The organism is Sporosarcina sp. GTC18466, assembly GCF_055389225.1.
The window spans coordinates 2,022,123-2,038,601 of record NZ_AP044037.1 but is presented as its reverse complement, the minus strand read 5'-3'; the positions used below and the strand labels follow the sequence as shown (position 1 = coordinate 2,038,601).

The 16,479-nt window shown below is 49.4% G+C and carries 18 protein-coding genes; 2 read left to right on the top strand and 16 right to left on the bottom strand.

Annotation, left to right across the window (positions count from 1 at the left end; genetic code table 11):
* Nucleotides 1–224: 224 nt before the first annotated feature.
* The 7 genes from dnaB to rpsF all read right to left on the bottom strand — a co-directional run bounded on the left by dnaB (nucleotide 225) and on the right by rpsF (nucleotide 6,318).
* Nucleotides 225–1,583 (bottom strand): replicative DNA helicase, encoded by a 1,359-nt coding sequence (gene dnaB / locus ACZ5FK_RS09900; protein ID WP_464804740.1) that lies wholly within the window; start codon nucleotides 1,581–1,583, stop codon nucleotides 225–227.
* A gap of 16 nt (nucleotides 1,584–1,599) precedes the next feature.
* Nucleotides 1,600–2,046 (bottom strand): 50S ribosomal protein L9, encoded by a 447-nt coding sequence (gene rplI, locus ACZ5FK_RS09895; RefSeq protein ID WP_464804739.1) that lies wholly within the window; start codon nucleotides 2,044–2,046, stop codon nucleotides 1,600–1,602.
* The gene (locus ACZ5FK_RS09890) at nucleotides 2,043–4,019 is read right to left on the bottom strand and encodes a DHH family phosphoesterase (protein WP_464804738.1); all 1,977 of its coding nucleotides are present in this window, start codon (nucleotides 4,017–4,019) and stop codon (nucleotides 2,043–2,045) included. The genes rplI and ACZ5FK_RS09890 overlap by 4 nt, the downstream gene beginning before the upstream one ends.
* A 13-nt stretch (nucleotides 4,020–4,032) precedes the next feature.
* Nucleotides 4,033–4,971, bottom strand: coding sequence for a YybS family protein (locus ACZ5FK_RS09885; protein WP_464804737.1), 939 nt, complete (start codon nucleotides 4,969–4,971; stop codon nucleotides 4,033–4,035).
* A gap of 204 nt (nucleotides 4,972–5,175) precedes the next feature.
* Nucleotides 5,176–5,412 carry a 30S ribosomal protein S18 gene (rpsR, locus tag ACZ5FK_RS09880; protein WP_464804736.1) on the bottom strand — a complete coding sequence of 79 codons (237 nt, stop codon included), beginning with the start codon at nucleotides 5,410–5,412 and terminating at the stop codon, nucleotides 5,176–5,178.
* A gap of 36 nt (nucleotides 5,413–5,448) precedes the next feature.
* The gene (ssb, locus tag ACZ5FK_RS09875; protein WP_464804735.1) at nucleotides 5,449–5,967 is read right to left on the bottom strand and encodes a single-stranded DNA-binding protein; all 519 of its coding nucleotides are present in this window, start codon (nucleotides 5,965–5,967) and stop codon (nucleotides 5,449–5,451) included.
* Nucleotides 5,968–6,030: 63 nt separating this feature from the next.
* The gene (gene rpsF, locus ACZ5FK_RS09870) at nucleotides 6,031–6,318 is read right to left on the bottom strand and encodes a 30S ribosomal protein S6 (protein WP_464804734.1); all 288 of its coding nucleotides are present in this window, start codon (nucleotides 6,316–6,318) and stop codon (nucleotides 6,031–6,033) included.
* Between the two features lie 193 nt (nucleotides 6,319–6,511).
* Here rpsF and ACZ5FK_RS09865 point away from each other — a divergent pair, with 193 nt between their 5' ends.
* Entirely contained in the window at nucleotides 6,512–7,099 is a 588-nt protein-coding gene (locus ACZ5FK_RS09865) for a DUF3267 domain-containing protein (RefSeq protein WP_464804733.1), read from the top strand.
* Between the two features lie 47 nt (nucleotides 7,100–7,146).
* Here the strand turns inward: ACZ5FK_RS09865 and ychF are convergent, their stop codons facing one another.
* From ychF to ACZ5FK_RS09850, 3 genes are all read right to left on the bottom strand, one after another.
* Nucleotides 7,147–8,247, bottom strand: coding sequence for a redox-regulated ATPase YchF (ychF, locus tag ACZ5FK_RS09860; RefSeq protein ID WP_464804732.1), 1,101 nt, complete (start codon nucleotides 8,245–8,247; stop codon nucleotides 7,147–7,149).
* 101 nt (nucleotides 8,248–8,348) lie between these two features.
* On the bottom strand, nucleotides 8,349–8,546 hold the full coding sequence (locus ACZ5FK_RS09855) for a DUF951 domain-containing protein (protein WP_464804731.1): 198 nt from the start codon (nucleotides 8,544–8,546) through the stop codon (nucleotides 8,349–8,351).
* A gap of 30 nt (nucleotides 8,547–8,576) precedes the next feature.
* Nucleotides 8,577–9,446 (bottom strand): mechanosensitive ion channel family protein, encoded by an 870-nt coding sequence (locus ACZ5FK_RS09850; RefSeq protein WP_464804730.1) that lies wholly within the window; start codon nucleotides 9,444–9,446, stop codon nucleotides 8,577–8,579.
* A 133-nt stretch (nucleotides 9,447–9,579) separates the two neighbouring features.
* Here ACZ5FK_RS09850 and yyaC point away from each other — a divergent pair, with 133 nt between their 5' ends.
* Nucleotides 9,580–10,137, top strand: coding sequence for a spore protease YyaC (gene yyaC / locus ACZ5FK_RS09845; protein ID WP_464804729.1), 558 nt, complete (start codon nucleotides 9,580–9,582; stop codon nucleotides 10,135–10,137).
* Here yyaC and ACZ5FK_RS09840 read toward each other — a convergent pair.
* The 6 genes from ACZ5FK_RS09840 to mnmG all read right to left on the bottom strand — a co-directional run bounded on the left by ACZ5FK_RS09840 (nucleotide 10,129) and on the right by mnmG (nucleotide 16,442).
* Nucleotides 10,129–10,836, bottom strand: a complete 708-nt coding sequence (locus ACZ5FK_RS09840) for a DUF554 domain-containing protein (protein WP_464804728.1) — start codon at nucleotides 10,834–10,836, stop codon at nucleotides 10,129–10,131. The two genes, yyaC and ACZ5FK_RS09840, sit on opposite strands and share 9 nt — an antisense overlap.
* A 96-nt stretch (nucleotides 10,837–10,932) precedes the next feature.
* Nucleotides 10,933–11,772: a ParB/RepB/Spo0J family partition protein gene (locus tag ACZ5FK_RS09835; RefSeq protein ID WP_464804727.1), complete on the bottom strand. Its 840-nt coding sequence runs from the start codon at nucleotides 11,770–11,772 to the stop codon at nucleotides 10,933–10,935.
* A complete protein-coding gene (locus tag ACZ5FK_RS09830; protein ID WP_464804726.1) occupies nucleotides 11,765–12,526 on the bottom strand; it encodes a ParA family protein in 762 nt (253 codons plus the stop codon). Before ACZ5FK_RS09830 ends, ACZ5FK_RS09835 begins: the two co-directional genes overlap by 8 nt.
* Before the next feature lie 209 nt (nucleotides 12,527–12,735).
* The gene (gene noc, locus ACZ5FK_RS09825) at nucleotides 12,736–13,602 is read right to left on the bottom strand and encodes a nucleoid occlusion protein (RefSeq protein ID WP_464804725.1); all 867 of its coding nucleotides are present in this window, start codon (nucleotides 13,600–13,602) and stop codon (nucleotides 12,736–12,738) included.
* A 154-nt stretch (nucleotides 13,603–13,756) separates the two neighbouring features.
* Complete coding sequence (rsmG, locus tag ACZ5FK_RS09820; RefSeq protein ID WP_464804724.1) at nucleotides 13,757–14,473, bottom strand: 16S rRNA (guanine(527)-N(7))-methyltransferase RsmG; 717 nt, start codon at nucleotides 14,471–14,473, stop codon at nucleotides 13,757–13,759.
* A 79-nt stretch (nucleotides 14,474–14,552) separates the two neighbouring features.
* Nucleotides 14,553–16,442 (bottom strand): tRNA uridine-5-carboxymethylaminomethyl(34) synthesis enzyme MnmG, encoded by a 1,890-nt coding sequence (mnmG, locus tag ACZ5FK_RS09815; RefSeq protein ID WP_464804723.1) that lies wholly within the window; start codon nucleotides 16,440–16,442, stop codon nucleotides 14,553–14,555.
* Nucleotides 16,443–16,479: the final 37 nt, after the last annotated feature.

Below are 16,479 nucleotides of genomic sequence, written 5' to 3'. Positions count from 1 at the left end.
AGACTCCTTCCGTCAATTACCGGAATTCGATCTCACTTTGAACGAATCCTCTATTTTCACACCACTTCACTGTAACATATCTCCACTCACTCTTGTTAGTTTGCAAGCCGTTGTAATGTTTTTGTATTATTGCAGCCAATTTTTCTTAGGTAATAGGAAATATTAGGTACATACATAGGAAGACATAAAAGCAGCGGAGGATGCCTTTTGGCCCTCCGCTGCTTTTATGAGAACGCTGGGGCCGCCTGATGCTGGCTCCAGTCGATATTCAGGAATTTATTGTACTCTTTTGCGAAAGCGAGCGTCACTGTACCGGTCGGGCCGTTCCGCTGCTTTGCAATGATGATCTCGATCATGTTCTGGTTTTCCGTCTCTTTATCATAATAATCTTCCCGGTAGAGGAAGGAGACGATATCGGCATCCTGCTCGATACTTCCTGATTCACGCAAGTCGGACATCATCGGCCGCTTATCCTGCCGCTGCTCGACGCCACGGGACAGCTGGGAGAGCGCGATGACGGGGATCTTCAGCTCACGGGCGAGCCCTTTGAGCGACCGGGAGATCTCGGATACTTCCTGCTGCCGGTTTTCACCTGACCGTCCGCTGCCCATGATGAGCTGCAAGTAGTCGATCATGATCATGCCAAGCCCCTGCTCCTGCTGCAAGCGCCGGCATTTGGAGCGGATCTCGTTAATACGGATCCCCGGTGAGTCATCGATGAAGATACCAGCATTTGAAAGGCTGCCCATCGCCATCGTCAGTTTCCGCCAATCCTCCGCTTCGAGGTTTCCGGTCCGGAGCACTTGTGCATCGATGTTCCCTTCTGCGCACAGCATCCGCATGACGAGCTGCTCCGCCCCCATCTCGAGGCTGAATATGGCCACATTGACGCCGGACTTGGTCGCGACGTTTTGTGCGACGTTCAGTGCAAAAGCGGTCTTACCGACGGACGGACGGGCCGCGACGATGATGAGATCGTTTGGCTGGAAGCCGGCTGTCATCTTATCAAGATCGCGGAACCCTGTCGATACGCCCGTCACTTCACCTTTACGCGTATGGAGCAGTTCGATATTGTCATATGTTTCAACGAGTACATCTTTGATATGTTTGAAGTCCCCCGAATTTTTCCGGTTGGACACTTCCATCATTTTCTTCTCTGCTTCCGCAAGGACGGTCTCTACTTCGTCCTCCCGCGAGAAGCCGTCTTCCACGATTGTCGTGGCGACATGGATCAGCCTGCGGAGCAGTGCCTTCTCCTCGACGATTTTCGCATAATACACGATGTTCGCAGAAGTCGGCACCGCGTTCGCGATTTCCGTCAGATACGAAATGCCGCCGACGTCTTCCAGTTCCTTCTTCGCCGACAGCTCTTCCGTGACAGTGACAACGTCGATCGCTTGTCCTTTGTCACTGAGCGTCAGCATGGTCAAAAAGATCTTCTGGTGAGCGGTACGGTAGAAATCATCCGGCAGCAAAATCTCAGATGCGGTGATCAACGCCTGTGGATCCAGGAAAATCGCACCGATGACTGACTGCTCCGCTTCATTGTTATGGGGAGGCACACGTTCGATCATCCGATCCATTGTACGTGCCCTCTCCTTACTCTTCTGTCACGTGGACTTTAAGCGTCGCTGTCACTTCAGGATGCAATTTGATAGGCACGTTCGTATAGCCGAGCGCACGGATTGCATCCGGCAGTTCCATTTTGCGTTTGTCCACTTTCAGTTTCTCTTTTTTCTCGAGCGCATCCGCGATCTGCTTGGACGTGATGGAGCCGAACAAGCGGCCGCCCTCACCGGATTTTGCTTTAAGTTCAACGGTGATATTGTCGATCCGTTCTTTCAGATCTTTTGCGGCAGCAAGTTCCGCTGCCGCGTCTTTTTCCGCGCGTTTCTGCTGTCCGGCCAGCTGGCTCATCGCTGCCGGCGTCGCTTCTACAGCAAGTTTGTTTTTCAACAGGAAGTTCTGTGCGTATCCTACGGAGACTTCTTTGACATCACCTTTTTTGCCTTTGCCTTTGACGTCTTTCAAAAAGATTACTTTCATTCTGGATTTCCCCTTTCCACTATCTTCTCTATCGCCTGCCTAAGCAGCTGTTCCGCCTCTTCGATGGTTTCCACATCGAGCTGGCAGGCGGCGTTTGTCAGATGTCCTCCGCCCCCCAGTTCTTCCATGATGAGCTGGACATTCACTTCTCCTAACGATCTTGCGCTGATGCCGATACGGCCATCCGCCCGGGAGGCGATGACGAATGAGGCTACAACATCCTTCATCGTCAGCAGGATATCTGCAGTTTGTGCAATCAGGACGGAGCCATAAGTCAGGCCGTCCTCTCCTTTTGCAATGGCAATGCCTTCCCTTGACAGGTCAACCGTCTCGATAAGTTTCGCCCGCTGGATATACGTATCGATGTCTTCCTTCAGCAGCCGCTGAACGAGCACCGTATCCGCCCCGTTAGTCCGCAGGTAGGAAGCCGCCTCGAACGTCCGGGATCCTGTGCGCAGCGTAAAGCTCTTCGTATCGACTACAATGCCCGCAAGCATCGCTGTCGCTTCCAGCATCGTCAGTTTTTCATTCTTTGGCTGGTATTCAATCAGCTCTGTCACCAGTTCCGCGGTCGAGGACGCATACGGTTCCATATAGACGAGTGTCGTATTGTTGATGAACTCCTCGCCTCTTCGGTGATGGTCGATCACCACGATCTTTTCCGCCTTCTGCACGACCCGTTCATCAATCACCAAGCTCGGTTTGTGTGTATCGACCACCACGACAAGCGAGCGGTCCGTCATCATCGAGAGGGCTTCTTCCGGCTCGATGAAATGATTATACAACTCCCCGTCCTGCCCGATCTCCGACATCAGCCGCGTGACACTGCCGTCAAGTTCTTCCGGCTTATAGACGACATAGCCCTCAATATTGTTCATGCGCGCCATCTTCCGGACGCCGATCGATGCGCCGATCGCATCCATATCCGGCATCTTATGGCCCATGACAAACACTTTGTCGCTCCCTTGAATCAAATCTCGGAGTGCATGGGAGATGACGCGAGCCCGTACCCGGGTCCGTTTCTCTACAGGATTTGTCTTGCCTCCGTAGAACTTCAGCTTGCCGTCAGCCCGCTTGATCGCGACCTGGTCGCCTCCGCGGCCAAGGACGAGGTCAAGGCTCGACTGGGCCAGCTCGCCAAGCTCGGGCAAGGAGGCGGAGCCAGTTCCGACGCCGATGCTGAGCGTCATTCCCGTGCTTTGCTTCGCCGTCCTCTCCCTGATGTCATCCAGGATGGAGAACTTCGTCTTCTCAAGACCGGCGAGAGCCGCTTCATTGAAAACGGCCAGGAACCGGTCGGAGGCGACCCGTTTTACGAAGATGCCGTTCTCATTCGCCCAGTTGTTGATGATGGAGGTGACAAGAGAGTTCAGCTGACTCCTTGTCTGGTCATCCATCGTCTGGGCCAGTTCATCGTAATTGTCGACTAGCAGGATGCCAAGCACCGTACGATCCTCGTAATACAGCGTCTCCATTTCAATCTGTCCTGTCACATCAAACAGATAAAGGAGCTTTTCCTCCGCTTTGAAGACGACGTCATAAGAAGCATCATCGAGATGGATGATTCCGTTTTCCGCCGTTTCATTCGTAATGATTGGATGGAACTCATCTGACAGATCAATGACATGTTCGCCAACCAATGCATCTTGCTTGAATATCTTCATGGCATACGGGTTTGCCCACTCGATCGTCTGCTTATCATTAAGCAAGATGATGCCGATCGGCAATTCGAGCAGTGCTTCCTCTCCGACCTTCTTCATCCTGTAGGACAGCGACTCGATATGCTTCTCGGTCTCGAGATACGTCTGATCTTCCAACTTCCAAGCCGCAGCGAGCGCCACGAGCGTCAAGGCCGTAAACATGAGGCCGATCCAGAAATTGTAGAGGAACAGGAAGACAGCTGCCGTCACCCCAAGAAGAGAGAGGGCAGCGAGCGGATAGCGGATTGCCCGTTTCCTGAAAAAAGAATTCATTGTCTCATCCCCCTTATCTCGTCTTGTCTTTGTCAATCCACGTCCGAACTTGCGTCGCACTATCAAAGATGCCAAGCAAGACGGTCATCGGAAATAGGAAGAAACCGACGAGGGTGACAAGTGCCGTCACGATTTTTGGCGACTGTACCTTGTGCATGAAATAAAGGATCAGAGCAATCCCCTGCAAAAAGAACAGGAACCTCAGCACAATTGTCGCGTTGATATATAGTACGTACATTCCTGAACTTTCGTCAATGTTCCCTAAAAGTGAATAGAGAAGAAAGATGCCATAGACGAATACGATAATGACCGGCAGCTTCATGTCGCGAAGCGGACCGAATTTCGGCACGTCGTTCCCAAGCTTCCGAAGAACAGGGAAATTCAGCACGACGAGCAGATAGGCGAATACGAATGATCCGCCGATGAAAAACATCGGAATCGCCGCCCGGTATAATGCAAATGCCGATAAGATCAATTCCTTGTAGTTCGCAGCCAGGGATTCACTCGCAGGCGCCGCATCAAGCAGGGCTCGCTGCATCTCATCGAATTGCAAAAGCAGCTGATCGACGAAATTGATCTGGAAGAAGTAGACCGCTGCCAGGTAAACGAGCATCCCAAGTACAATGAGAAAAATGCCCGTCCCCATAAAGACGTATAGTTTGGTCTTCCCCCGGACAATCATTTCCCCCATCAATAGCCCGACAGCTGCAAACAGCAGCGCATATGGCACAAGGTATATCCCTCCGACGAGCAATGACAGCAGCACGCCTGCCACCGCCACTAGGATGGATGCCCCAAGGTCGTAGCGGAGTGTGTACAGGATGATTGGAATCGGCAAAAAGAAGAAGGTCACGAGCCCGATCAGCGGAATGTACGCCGTTACAGCAAGAAGCGCGGCGAAGATCGCAATCATCACAGCTCCATATGTCAGTTTCCTTGCATTGTCTTGCATCTCTAACTCCTCCGGTTCCGTCCCTTCCGGATTGGCTCCGGTGAAATCGGTTCTAACGAACTTATAGCTATACCGATTGTATCATGAGTACAGCCGATTCTCCAAAGGCCGGCAAGCTTGCAGTCATTTAAAAGATGGCAAAAGACCGCCTTTTGCACCCGGTTCCCCGGTTCCATAAGGCGGTCCATTGTTAGTTGAGCTATATTATCTTTCTTCCGCTACGAATGGAAGAAGTGCCATGATACGTGAACGCTTGATAGCAGTCGTAAGTTTACGCTGGTACTTCGCGCTTGTACCTGTCACACGACGAGGCAAGATCTTTCCGCGTTCAGAGATGAACTTTTTCAAAAGATCTGTGTCTTTATAGTCGATATGTGTGATGTTGTTTGAAGTGAAATAGCAGACTTTCCGGCGTCTGCGGCCTCCACGGCGTGGTGCCATATCGCTTTCCCTCCTTTTCATTGCGCACTGTTATGATCAGAACGGCAGGTCGTCGTCCGATACTTCGATCGGGCCGCCGCCTGGCGAGAACGGATCGTCGTCAGTGCGTGTATAGTTGTTTTGGTTGTATGACTGGTACTGCTGTTGTTGGTTCGGCTGCTGATTCTGATAATAAGGCTGATCGTTCTGTGGTGCGCCATACCCAGCTCCGGACCTCTCCGTATTCGCGCTCGCATTTCGCGGTTCAAGGAACTGCACGCTGTCCGCCACGACTTCCGTCATGAAGACACGCTTGCCGTCTTGTCCATCGAAACTGCTTGTCTGAATCCGGCCATCCACTCCGGCAAGACTTCCCTTACGCAGGAAGTTCGCGATGTTCTCGGCCTGTTTCCGCCAAGCAACGCAGTTGATGAAGTCGGCTTCCCGCTCCCCCTGCTGGTTCGTGAACTGCCGATTCACAGCTAGTGTGAAACGGACGACCGCTATACCGCTTTGTGTATACTTGAGCTCAGGATCTTTTGTCAGCCGGCCAACTAAAACGACACGGTTAATCATCAGAATGCAACCTCCCTCATTAGTCAAGCCTCTTTTGCAAGAGCGCTACATTGTAAGTTTGGATCAGTTGTCAAGACGAACAGCCATATGACGGATAATGTCTTCATTGATGTTCGCAAGACGGTTGAATTCGTTGATCGCTTCGGTACCTGCGTTCGCTGTTACGAGCTGGTAGTACCCTTCGCGGTGGTCTTCGATTTCATAAGCAAGACGGCGCTTGCCCCATTCTTTCGACTCGATGATTTCTGCTCCGTTTGAAGTGAGGATTCCGTCGAAACGCTCGATTAGAGCTTTTTTCGCGTCATCTTCCACTGTTGGACGGATGATGTACATGATTTCATACTTTCTCATCGTTCTGTCACCTCCTTATGGACTTTGGCCCCTTGGCTTTGCAAAGGGCAAGGAGTAAGTAACTTTTGATTACTCACATCATCATATTCTATCATGGCTTGTTCTTTTTTTCAACTGTAAACATAGACATTCCATAATAGCCTGCGATCAGGCGTCCCTTTTCTCCTATCTGCTATACTCGGATGAAGAGGTGATGAGATTGAACACGGAGCGGATGCCGGATCATGTGATTGAACTGGATATGAAAAAGGTCGGGAAGTCGGGGCTTGTCTGGTCCGTCGTCAGCCTAGTGCTGCTGATTGCGGTCCAGTTCACTCTGCGTCTGCTGCTGGATCGAACTGGCGCAATCCATCTATCCATATGGGGGGTTGTCCTGTTCATCGCTGGCTACGCGGTGCTGATCGTCCTGCATGAGTTCTTCCATCTGTTCGGGTTCTGGCTGTTCGGGAAGGTGCCGTGGCGGCGGATGGTGGTCGGGGTGAATCTGAAGATGGGAATCGCCTATGCAACGACAGACCAGCCGATGACGAACCGGGCAATCCGCAAGGCGCTGTTGCTTCCTTTTTGGATGACAGGCATTGTCCCTGCCCTTTGCGGTTTGTATTATGACAGCCATCTGCTGCTGTTGCTGGCAGCATTCTTAATCGGCGGAGCAGCCGGCGATTTTGCGATGTATAAAGACCTGAAAAAGTTGCCGAATGACTGGCTTGTCAAAGATGATCCGCAAAGTCCTACACTCTACTTATATAAACCGGAACGCCTGCCGGCAGGCGACGAGTAAAAAAGCGCAAAGGGAGTGTGATGTTCACTCCCCTTGCGCTTCCTTTTTTATACGTTAAACCGGAACAGCATGACATCGCCGTCCTGGACGATGTATTCCTTGCCTTCCAGGCGCACTTTTCCTGCTTCTTTCGCAGCTGCCATGGAGCCTGCCGCGACGAGGTCGTCGTACGATACGGTCTCTGCACGGATGAAGCCGCGCTCGAAATCTGTATGGATGACGCCCGCACATTGCGGCGCTTTCATCCCTTTCCGGAATGTCCACGCGCGCACTTCCTGGACGCCTGCCGTGAAGTATGTAGCGAGACCCAGCAAGTGATACGCTGCTTTGATCAGCTGGTCAAGACCGGATTCTTTGATGCCCAGCTCTTCAAGGAACATGGCTTTCTCTTCGTCATCGAGTTCCGCCATCTCTTCCTCGATTTTCGCGCAAACGACGATGACTTCCGCATTGTCCTCTTTCGCAAAATCGCGGACCGCTTTGACATACTCATTGTTATCCGCATCGGCGATTTCGTCTTCAGAGACATTTGCTACGTACAGCATCGGTTTGATTGTCAGTAAATGCATGCCTTTGATGACCTGGTATTCTTCCGGCGTGAGTTCAACCGACCGTGCCGGCTTTTCATTCTCGAACGCCTCTTTCAGCTTCAAAAGGATCGGTTCTTCCGCCATCGCTTCCTTGTCTTTCTGCTTCGCCATCTTTGACACACGGACAAGACGCTTGTCCACGCTTTCCATGTCAGCGAGGATCAATTCCAGGTTGATGATGCCAATATCATCGATCGGATCCACTTTTCCTGATACGTGCGTAATGTTCTCATCTGCAAAACAACGGACGACCTGGCAGATTGCATCCACTTCGCGAATATGGGAAAGGAATTTGTTCCCAAGTCCTTCCCCTTTGCTTGCGCCTTCAACGATTCCCGCAATATCCGTGAATTCAAAAGCGGTCGGCACCGTCTTCTTTGGCGTCACCATCTCCGTCAGCTTTTGCAAGCGCTCATCCGGCACTTCTACGATACCGACATTCGGGTCGATCGTACAGAACGGGTAGTTTGCAGCTTCCGCACCCGCCTTTGTTATTGCGTTGAACAGCGTCGATTTCCCGACGTTTGGCAAACCGACGATTCCAGCTGTCAATGCCATACTTTCCACAACCTTTCTTCTATCTACACGATGATTCATCGTATTATTCATAGCCAACTCTTCCATTATAGGAACTGGAGCTGGTTCTGTCTATTTTCTCTTCAATTTTCTGCCTTCGTTATCACTTTCTTCATCTTCTTGGCAAATTCATTGCGCGGCAGCATGACGCTATGTCCGCAGCCTTCACATTTGATCCGGATGTCCGCTCCCATCCGGATGATTTTCCAGGCATTTGTGCCGCATGGGTGCTGTTTCTTCATCTCTACGACATCATTCAATCCATATTGTTTCTCCTGCATCCCTGCTCAATCCTTTCGATTCTGGTTCTCTCATCCATTCAGCGACTTGGTGATGAGTTCCGGATACTGGATGTCAATGCCTTTGTCGCTTACACATTTTTTAATGCCGACACTCATTTTCCGGGCGACGTCAAATTGCATCATCGGCTTGGTTTCCGCTATGATTCGCTCGACGATCGCCTCATCCGTGAAGCTCTGCGGACCAACGAGCTTTGGCATGGCTACCATGCTGTCATCCTCTTTCTCCATGTCTGCAAGGCATTCCCGGATGTACGTTTCGACCTTGTCCACCCCTGCCTCGAACGGAATGGTCACGTCAATGATCGCAAGGGAGTTCTTCACGGAATAGTTCACAACCTGGCTGATGGAACCATTCGGCAATATATTCAACTCTCCCGTGAATGCTTTAATCTTTGTCGTGCGCAAGCCGATCTCGTCGACAACGCCTTCTGCACTCCCGATTTTCACATAATCTCCGACAGAGAATTGATCCTCGAAGATGATGAAGAATCCTGTGATGACATCCTTCACGAGGTTCTGCGCGCCAAAACCGACGGCCAGCCCAAGAACACCGGCACCCGCCAGCACTCCTTTCAGGTCAATGAAAAATTCAGAAAGGATGGCGATGATCGCAGAGAAATACACGACATATGCAAGTGCATTCTCCAGCAGTTTTAAGAGCGTCTCCTCCCGCCTGCTGTCTTTGCGCAGCCGTTTGAACTTGATCTTAAATAGCCTGCGGATCATCACCTTTCCGACACGTACAGCGATGACAGCCAGCAGTATGATGAATAGTACCTTTAAGACATGTCCCCCTATTGAAATCCATAGATCCTCATCCATAAAGTAATCTTGCAGCTTACTTGCCGCTTTTGCTTGCTCCTCAAACTCTTCTTTCAATCGTAGTGGCCCCCTTCCTTTGTATAAAACGCAAGACTTCCGCGTATACTGCCTACAATATCATTTCATGAGAAATTTGAAGAGTATACTGATTTTCCGGTGCCTTAAGTACCGATAGGGAGGAAGTTTACCAATGACAACAGCGTTATCTTCTGCTTTTGATTACCGAATCCATTACAAAGAAACGGGCATCGTCTGGAAGTTGAGCACCTTTTTTCTGAATCATATTCCTTTCGATGAGAAATCCCTCGTCTTTTATTGTATTGGAACGGACCGCTCAACTGGTGATGCGCTCGGGCCATTGACAGGTTCACACTTAAGTGAGTCGCTGCTATTCCCTTTTCCTGTCGTTGGCACACTCGAAAACCCTCTGCACGCATTAAATCTTGAGAAAAATATCGAAAAGACGTTTGCCGATATGCAAGATCCATATATCGTCGCGATTGACGCTTGCTTAGGCAAAAGCGATGCGATTGGCCATCTCCTGTTCCAGGAAGGTCCCTTGCATCCGGGCAAAGCAGTTGGCAAGGATCTTCCACCTGTCGGCAATGTGTCCATTAAAGGGGTCGTCAATGTTGCCGGCTTCATGGAGCAGGCAGTCCTGCAAAGCACACGGCTCCATCTTTCATTTGAAATGAGCCGAGTGATTGCCCGTGCGCTCCAGCTTGCCTATGGCAGACACTCAATGTAAGAAATACATGATGGTCACGATAATACCGACAATCGCTATTCCCGGTATGAAATTGGCGACTCTCATTTTCGTCACACCGATGAGATTCAGGCCAATTCCGACAATCATGAGACCTCCTGTCGCTGTCATTTCAGCGATGAACGAATCCATCACTGCATCTGGTACGAAAAGGCTGATTTGCGTCGCTAGCAGAGCGATCAGTCCTTGGTAAAGAAAGACGGGAACGGCAGAAACCGCTACCCCGATTCCAAGTGTTGAGCTGAGGATTACAGCAGTGAATCCATCGATGATCCCCTTCATGATCAATACGTCATGATCGTTCCGCAGGCCGCTGTCAATCGCGCCAATGATCGCCATGGATCCGACGACAAAAATGAGAGTGGCCGTCACAAAGCCTTGAGATATGCTTTGCCCTTCCTTTTTGGAGGGCATTTTTTTCTCCAGCCACTTTCCAAGCTGATTGATTTTCCCATCGAGGTCCATCCATTCACCAATGACCGCCCCAAGTACAATACTTGCGATGACAATGAGGATTTGCTTGCTTTCAAAAGACATCTGGATGCCAATTGCGATGACGGCTAGGCCGATGCCATACATGACTGTCTCTTTCATTCGTTCTGGGATGTTGTTTAAAAATCTACCGATGAAGGCGCCAAGAAGTATAAGCAGCGCATCGACAATCGTGCCAAATAAAATCATAAATACCCTTCTTCCATCTGCATGGGGGACAAAGATGACTTTGTCCCTTTCTAAAAAGAATACCTATTTTGCAGTATGCGCAAAATAGGTATGGACTTAATCATTCAGTAATTCAAGTATTCTCTCCAAATCCTCTTCTGTGAAAAACTCGATCTCAATTTTACCTTTGTTTTTCGTTTTCTTAATAGAGACATTCGTGCCGAAATACTCGCGCAAGTTAGTTTCCTGTTCTTTTAAGAAGATGTCATCTTTCTTTTCCTTCTTTGTTTCACGTGGAACATCTTCATTTAACTTTTGTACTAATTTTTCGAGTTGCCGGACATTCAACCCTTCTTTCATTGTCCGTTCGGCAACTGGTGTGATCTGTTCTTTTTTCCGAAGACCGAGAAGTGTCCGGCCATGCCCCATGGAAAGCTTCCCTTCCGTGATTAATGACCTGATCTTGTCAGGCAGAGTCAGGAGGCGAATATGATTCGCGATATGAGGCCTGCTCTTTCCAAGCCTGAACGCAAGCTGTTCCTGGGTCAGATGGAGATTGTCCATAAGTTTCTGGTATGCTTCCGCTTCCTCGATTGGCGTCAAATCTTCTCGCTGCAAGTTCTCCAGGATGGCCATTTCCATGGATTCCTGGTCGCTCAGATTACGGACAACCGCCGGAATTTCCAAGAGACCTGCAAGCTGAGCTGCCCGGAAACGTCTTTCTCCGACAACGATTTCAAAAGTGGAACCCACTTTCCGCACGATGATCGGCTGCAGTACACCATGTTCCTTAATGGAGTCGCTCAATTCCTGTATTGCACTCTCGTCAAACAATTTCCTTGGCTGAAATGGGTTGACCTTAATGCTTTTCAAGCGGATATGTTCAATCTTTTCCGCACCAGCCAGCGATTCATCCGGGAATAAGGCATTTAACCCTTTACCAAGTCCTTTAGCCATTATGCACCACTTCCTTTGCAAGCTCTAAATACACTTCCGCCCCTCGTGACCGGGAATCGTAGATGATAATCGGTTCTCCATGGCTCGGCGCTTCACTAAGCCTGACATTCCGCGGAATGATTGTGCCGTACACTTTATCCTGGAAGTACTTCTTCACTTCTTCAATGACTTGAATGCCTAAATTTGTCCTTGCATCAAACATCGTCAATAGCACACCATCGATCGCCAAGTTCTCATTCAGATGCTTTTGCACAAGACGGATGGTGCTTAGTAATTGGCTAAGCCCTTCCAATGCGTAATACTCACACTGAACCGGAATGATGATCGAATCGGCAGCTGTCAGCGCATTGATCGTCAAGAGTCCAAGCGATGGCGGACAATCAATGATAATGTAGTCATACCAATCCTTCGCCTCTTGTATCGAATGCTTCATCCGCACTTCCCTTGAAATGGTCGAGACCAATTCAATTTCTGCACCAGCCAGCGAAATCGTTGCCGGGATGACATCGAGGTTCTCCACTTTTGTATGATGTATGACGTCTTTGATGTTCACATCATCAATCAACATATCATAAATGCATTGATGGACATCCCCTTTATTGACCCCTACCCCACTCGTCGCATTGCCCTGCGGATCAGTATCAATCAAAAGAACTTTTTTGCCGATGTGAGCAAGGCAGGCACTTAAGTTTACGGAAGTGGTAGTCTTGCCGACGCCTCCCTTTTGATTGGCGATCGCTATTATTTTCCCCACGCTTGCACCTGCTTTCCTACTTTCTCCTGTTGCTGTATTGAGAACATAAAAATGACAGCATCATGCATGTCAAATACCATAAATTCATAGGTAACTATCCATCCTGTTTCTTATCTAGTGTATCAAAAAATAGGTTCCAAAGGGTAACAGTTCGCGCAAAAAAACTCCTGCTTCATCCGAGCAAGAGCCTTTCGCAGTGTGAAGGACGCCTATTTACTTTTCGGAATCTTGACGGTGATCGTATAAAAGTCTTCTGAATCCTCTTCTTCTGTCTTTACATTGATACCGCTTTTTGAAACAAGGGACAGAGATTGCCTGATTGTATTGACGGCGATCCGGACGTCTTTACTGATTGCTTTGCGTCTCGGTGCCGGTTTCTTCTTTTCCTTTGTCTCCTCTTGCGGGTTTATTATTTGCTGGATCCGTTCCTCTAGCTGCTTCACGTTTAATTGCTGGTCGAGAACCTCCTGGAACACTTGCATTTGCAGTTCCTTGTCTTTTAAAGGAATGAGTGCCCGTGCATGACGCTCAGACAGTTCCTTCGAAAGGATTTTCTGCTTGATCTCATCCGGCAATTTAAGCAGGCGCAGTTTATTGGCAATGGTCGACTGGCCTTTCCCTAACCGCTGAGCCAATGCTTCCTGTGTTAAGGAATGAAGTTCCAATAACTTATCATAGGCATACGCTTCCTCGATTGCTGTCAGCTCTTCACGCTGCAAGTTTTCAATCAAAGCAATTGATGCTGTCTCTTTATCATCTAAGTTTCTGACGATAGCCGGTACTTCAATCCACCCCAGCTTTTTCATCGCACGGAAACGCCGCTCACCCGCTATAATTTCATAGCCGCCTTCTGCCGCTTTCCGAATGACGATCGGCTGGATTACCCCATGTGTATGGATTGTCCTAGCCAGTTCTTCGATTTTTTCTTCAGAAAAAATAGTCCGCGGCTGATACTTGTTCGGGCGGATCTCATCTATTTTCACTTGTTCCACTTTCTCTTGTGGAATGTCTTCGCTCTCTTGGAGAATCTGCTCTTTCTCTGTACCCCCAAAGAAACGAGAGAACGTGTTTTTCATCCTGGCACCACCTTTTTACGCAAGCTCAGTGAAATGAATCGTTCCTCTATTATAGTTCGACACTATTATTATATATCCTCTTTACTGGTTATGAAAGAGTAGATTCGTCCGGTTGTCAATGTGTTCCACTTTCTGATGTTCCACGTGAAACAATTTACTGAATAGGTGTTTTATTAGGAACCCCTGGTTTTCGAGGATATTTCTTTGGTGTCTTTTTGACCTTGTTAAAGACAAAGATGTTTCTTTCGCTTTCTTCAATCGGTAACATAAAATCGAACTGATCGACTAACTTCGCCCCCAGCACATCGACCGCCTTTTTTGCATCCTTCATTTCTTCCTCTGCTGCTGCCCCTTTCATCGCAAGAAAAAGACCGCCTTCTTTGACGAGCGGAATGCACAGCTCGGAAAGGACCGACAATCTGGCAACAGCACGCGCGGTTACGATGTCGAATGTTTCACGGTATGCAGGGGCTTGTCCGAATTCCTCTGCCCTTGCGTGTATGAACCGGACATCCGTCAGTTTCAGAGCTGAAGCGAGCTCATGAAGAAAGGTAATTCTCTTTTGTAAGGAATCAACAATTGTGACAGATAACTCCGGGAAACAGATTTTTAGCGGGATGCTTGGGAAACCTGCCCCTGCCCCCACATCACAAAGAGTATGCTTTCCAGTCAAGTTGACGTGGAATGCTGCCGTAATAGAGTCATAGAAATGTTTCAAGTAGACGGATGGTGCATCGGTGATCGCCGTCAAGTTCATTTTCTCATTCCATTCAACGAGCAGTGTAAAGTATGTCTCGAACTGTTCCATCTGCTCCTGGCTCAGTTCGATTCCCTGTTCTTTAAGTGCTTCAAAAAATTGTTCCTGGTTCACAATGATCCTCCTCAGGTTGTCTGTTTTTCTATATTGTAAAAAAACTGGTGCGGTGTTGAATCCGCACCAGTTTTAGTAATTAGCCTGATATCTTTGCGATTTTACCTTGTTCGATATAGACAAGCAGGATGGAGATGTCGGCGGGGTTGACCCCGGAGATCCGGGATGCTTGCGCAATGGAAAGCGGCCGGACTTCAGTCAAGTTGGTCATCGCTTCTTTGGCAAGACCAGATATCGCGAAGTAATCGATATGGTCCGGAATCCGTTTATTCTCCATTTTCTTCATACGTTCCACTTGCTGCATCGACTTTTGGATATACCCTTCGTATTTGATGAAGATCTCCGCCTGTTCGGCGACATCTTCCGGAAGATCTATCGTTGCCGGCACGATTTGGGCAATGTCGCTGTACTTCATTTCAGGACGCTTCAGCAGATCAGCCGCTTTCATCGGCTCTTTCAATTCTGAGCCTCCTGCCGCGCGGATTACTTCCTGAACTTCTTCTGAAGGTTTGATGGTCACGCTTCTGAGTCGCTCGATTTCCTCGTCAATCAGTTGCTTTTTGACAAGGAACTTCTCATGGCGTTCCTCACTGATCATGCCCAGCTGATAACCGATCTCCGTCAGGCGCAGGTCGGCATTGTCATGGCGAAGCAAGAGACGGTATTCCGCGCGCGATGTGAGGAGACGATATGGTTCACTCGTTCCTTTTGTTACAAGATCATCGATCAGGACACCGATATACGCGTCTGAACGGCTCAAGACAACTTCCTCTTTGCCAAGCGCACGGCGCGCTGCGTTGATGCCTGCCATGATGCCTTGTGCTGCCGCCTCTTCATAGCCTGATGTGCCGTTGATCTGGCCTGCTGTGTAAAGGTTTTTGATTTTCTTTGTTTCAAGTGTCGGCCAAAGCTGCGTCGGTACGATTGCATCATATTCGATGGCGTAGCCCGCGCGCAGCATTTCCGCTTTCTCAAGGCCCGGCACACTCTCGATCAATTTCCGCTGTACGTGTTCCGGCAGGCTCGTTGAAAGTCCTTGGACATAATATTCCTTTGTGTTTCTTCCTTCCGGCTCGAGGAAGATCTGGTGACGTGATTTATCCGCAAAGCGCACGATTTTGTCTTCGATGGATGGGCAATAGCGCGGCCCTTTCCCTTGGATCATCCCTGAATACATCGGGGACAGATGCAAATTCTCGTTGATGATTTCATGCGTCACAGGCGTTGTATACGTGAGCCAGCACGGGAGCTGATCCAGGATGAAGTCGGTTGTTTCATAACTGAAAGCCCTTGGCTCCTCATCACCCGGCTGGATTTCCGTCTTGCTGTAGTCGATTGTCTTGCCGTTCACGCGAGGCGGGGTTCCTGTTTTGAATCGGACCGTCTCGAGCCCTAGTTCCCTGAGGTTATCCGCAAGGCCGATGGAAGGCATCTGATTATTCGGGCCGCTTGAGTATTTCAAGTCGCCGATGATGACCTCTCCGCGAAGGAATGTGCCTGTCGTCACGATGACTGTCTTCGCACGGTATACGGCGCCGACTTGCGTGATGACGCCTTTCACTTCATCGTCTTCTACAAGGAGTTTTTCGACAACCCCTTGATGGAGCGACAGGTTGTCCTGCTCTTCCAGTGTATTCTTCATCTCTTGCTGATAGAGCACTTTATCGGCTTGCGCGCGAAGTGCCCGGACAGCGGGCCCTTTTCCGGTATTCAGCATGCGCATCTGGATATGCGTCTTATCAATCACTTTCGCCATAGCGCCGCCGAGTGCGTCAATTTCCCGGACGACAATCCCTTTTGCGGGACCGCCGAGCGACGGATTGCACGGCATGAAAGCGATCATATCTAAATTCATCGTCAGTACTAATGTCGATGCTCCCATCTTCGCAGAGGCCATCGCGGCTTCAACTCCCGCATGCCCTGCTCCGATGACTATAGTATCGAACGTGCCTGCATCATAAGTCGGCATGTTCGTTCATCCTTCCTATTAGTTAGATTTCACTTGT

What these genes read in the sequence shown, in the direction of transcription:
- dnaB (WP_464804740.1), bottom strand. Translation starts at nt 1,583, where the DNA reads ATGGATCGGATGATCGAACGTGTGCCTCCCCATAACAATGAAGCGGAG.
- rplI (WP_464804739.1), bottom strand. Translation starts at nt 2,046, where the DNA reads ATGAAAGTAATCTTTTTGAAAGACGTCAAAGGCAAAGGCAAAAAAGGT.
- ACZ5FK_RS09890 (WP_464804738.1), bottom strand. Translation starts at nt 4,019, where the DNA reads ATGAATTCTTTTTTCAGGAAACGGGCAATCCGCTATCCGCTCGCTGCC.
- ACZ5FK_RS09885 (WP_464804737.1), bottom strand. Translation starts at nt 4,971, where the DNA reads ATGCAAGACAATGCAAGGAAACTGACATATGGAGCTGTGATGATTGCG.
- rpsR (WP_464804736.1), bottom strand. Translation starts at nt 5,412, where the DNA reads ATGGCACCACGCCGTGGAGGCCGCAGACGCCGGAAAGTCTGCTATTTC.
- ssb (WP_464804735.1), bottom strand. Translation starts at nt 5,967, where the DNA reads ATGATTAACCGTGTCGTTTTAGTTGGCCGGCTGACAAAAGATCCTGAG.
- rpsF (WP_464804734.1), bottom strand. Translation starts at nt 6,318, where the DNA reads ATGAGAAAGTATGAAATCATGTACATCATCCGTCCAACAGTGGAAGAT.
- ACZ5FK_RS09865 (WP_464804733.1), top strand. Translation starts at nt 6,512, where the DNA reads ATGAGATTGAACACGGAGCGGATGCCGGATCATGTGATTGAACTGGAT.
- ychF (WP_464804732.1), bottom strand. Translation starts at nt 8,247, where the DNA reads ATGGCATTGACAGCTGGAATCGTCGGTTTGCCAAACGTCGGGAAATCG.
- ACZ5FK_RS09855 (WP_464804731.1), bottom strand. Translation starts at nt 8,546, where the DNA reads ATGCAGGAGAAACAATATGGATTGAATGATGTCGTAGAGATGAAGAAA.
- yyaC (WP_464804729.1), top strand. Translation starts at nt 9,580, where the DNA reads ATGACAACAGCGTTATCTTCTGCTTTTGATTACCGAATCCATTACAAA.
- ACZ5FK_RS09840 (WP_464804728.1), bottom strand. Translation starts at nt 10,836, where the DNA reads ATGATTTTATTTGGCACGATTGTCGATGCGCTGCTTATACTTCTTGGC.
- ACZ5FK_RS09835 (WP_464804727.1), bottom strand. Translation starts at nt 11,772, where the DNA reads ATGGCTAAAGGACTTGGTAAAGGGTTAAATGCCTTATTCCCGGATGAA.
- noc (WP_464804725.1), bottom strand. Translation starts at nt 13,602, where the DNA reads ATGAAAAACACGTTCTCTCGTTTCTTTGGGGGTACAGAGAAAGAGCAG.
- mnmG (WP_464804723.1), bottom strand. Translation starts at nt 16,442, where the DNA reads ATGCCGACTTATGATGCAGGCACGTTCGATACTATAGTCATCGGAGCA.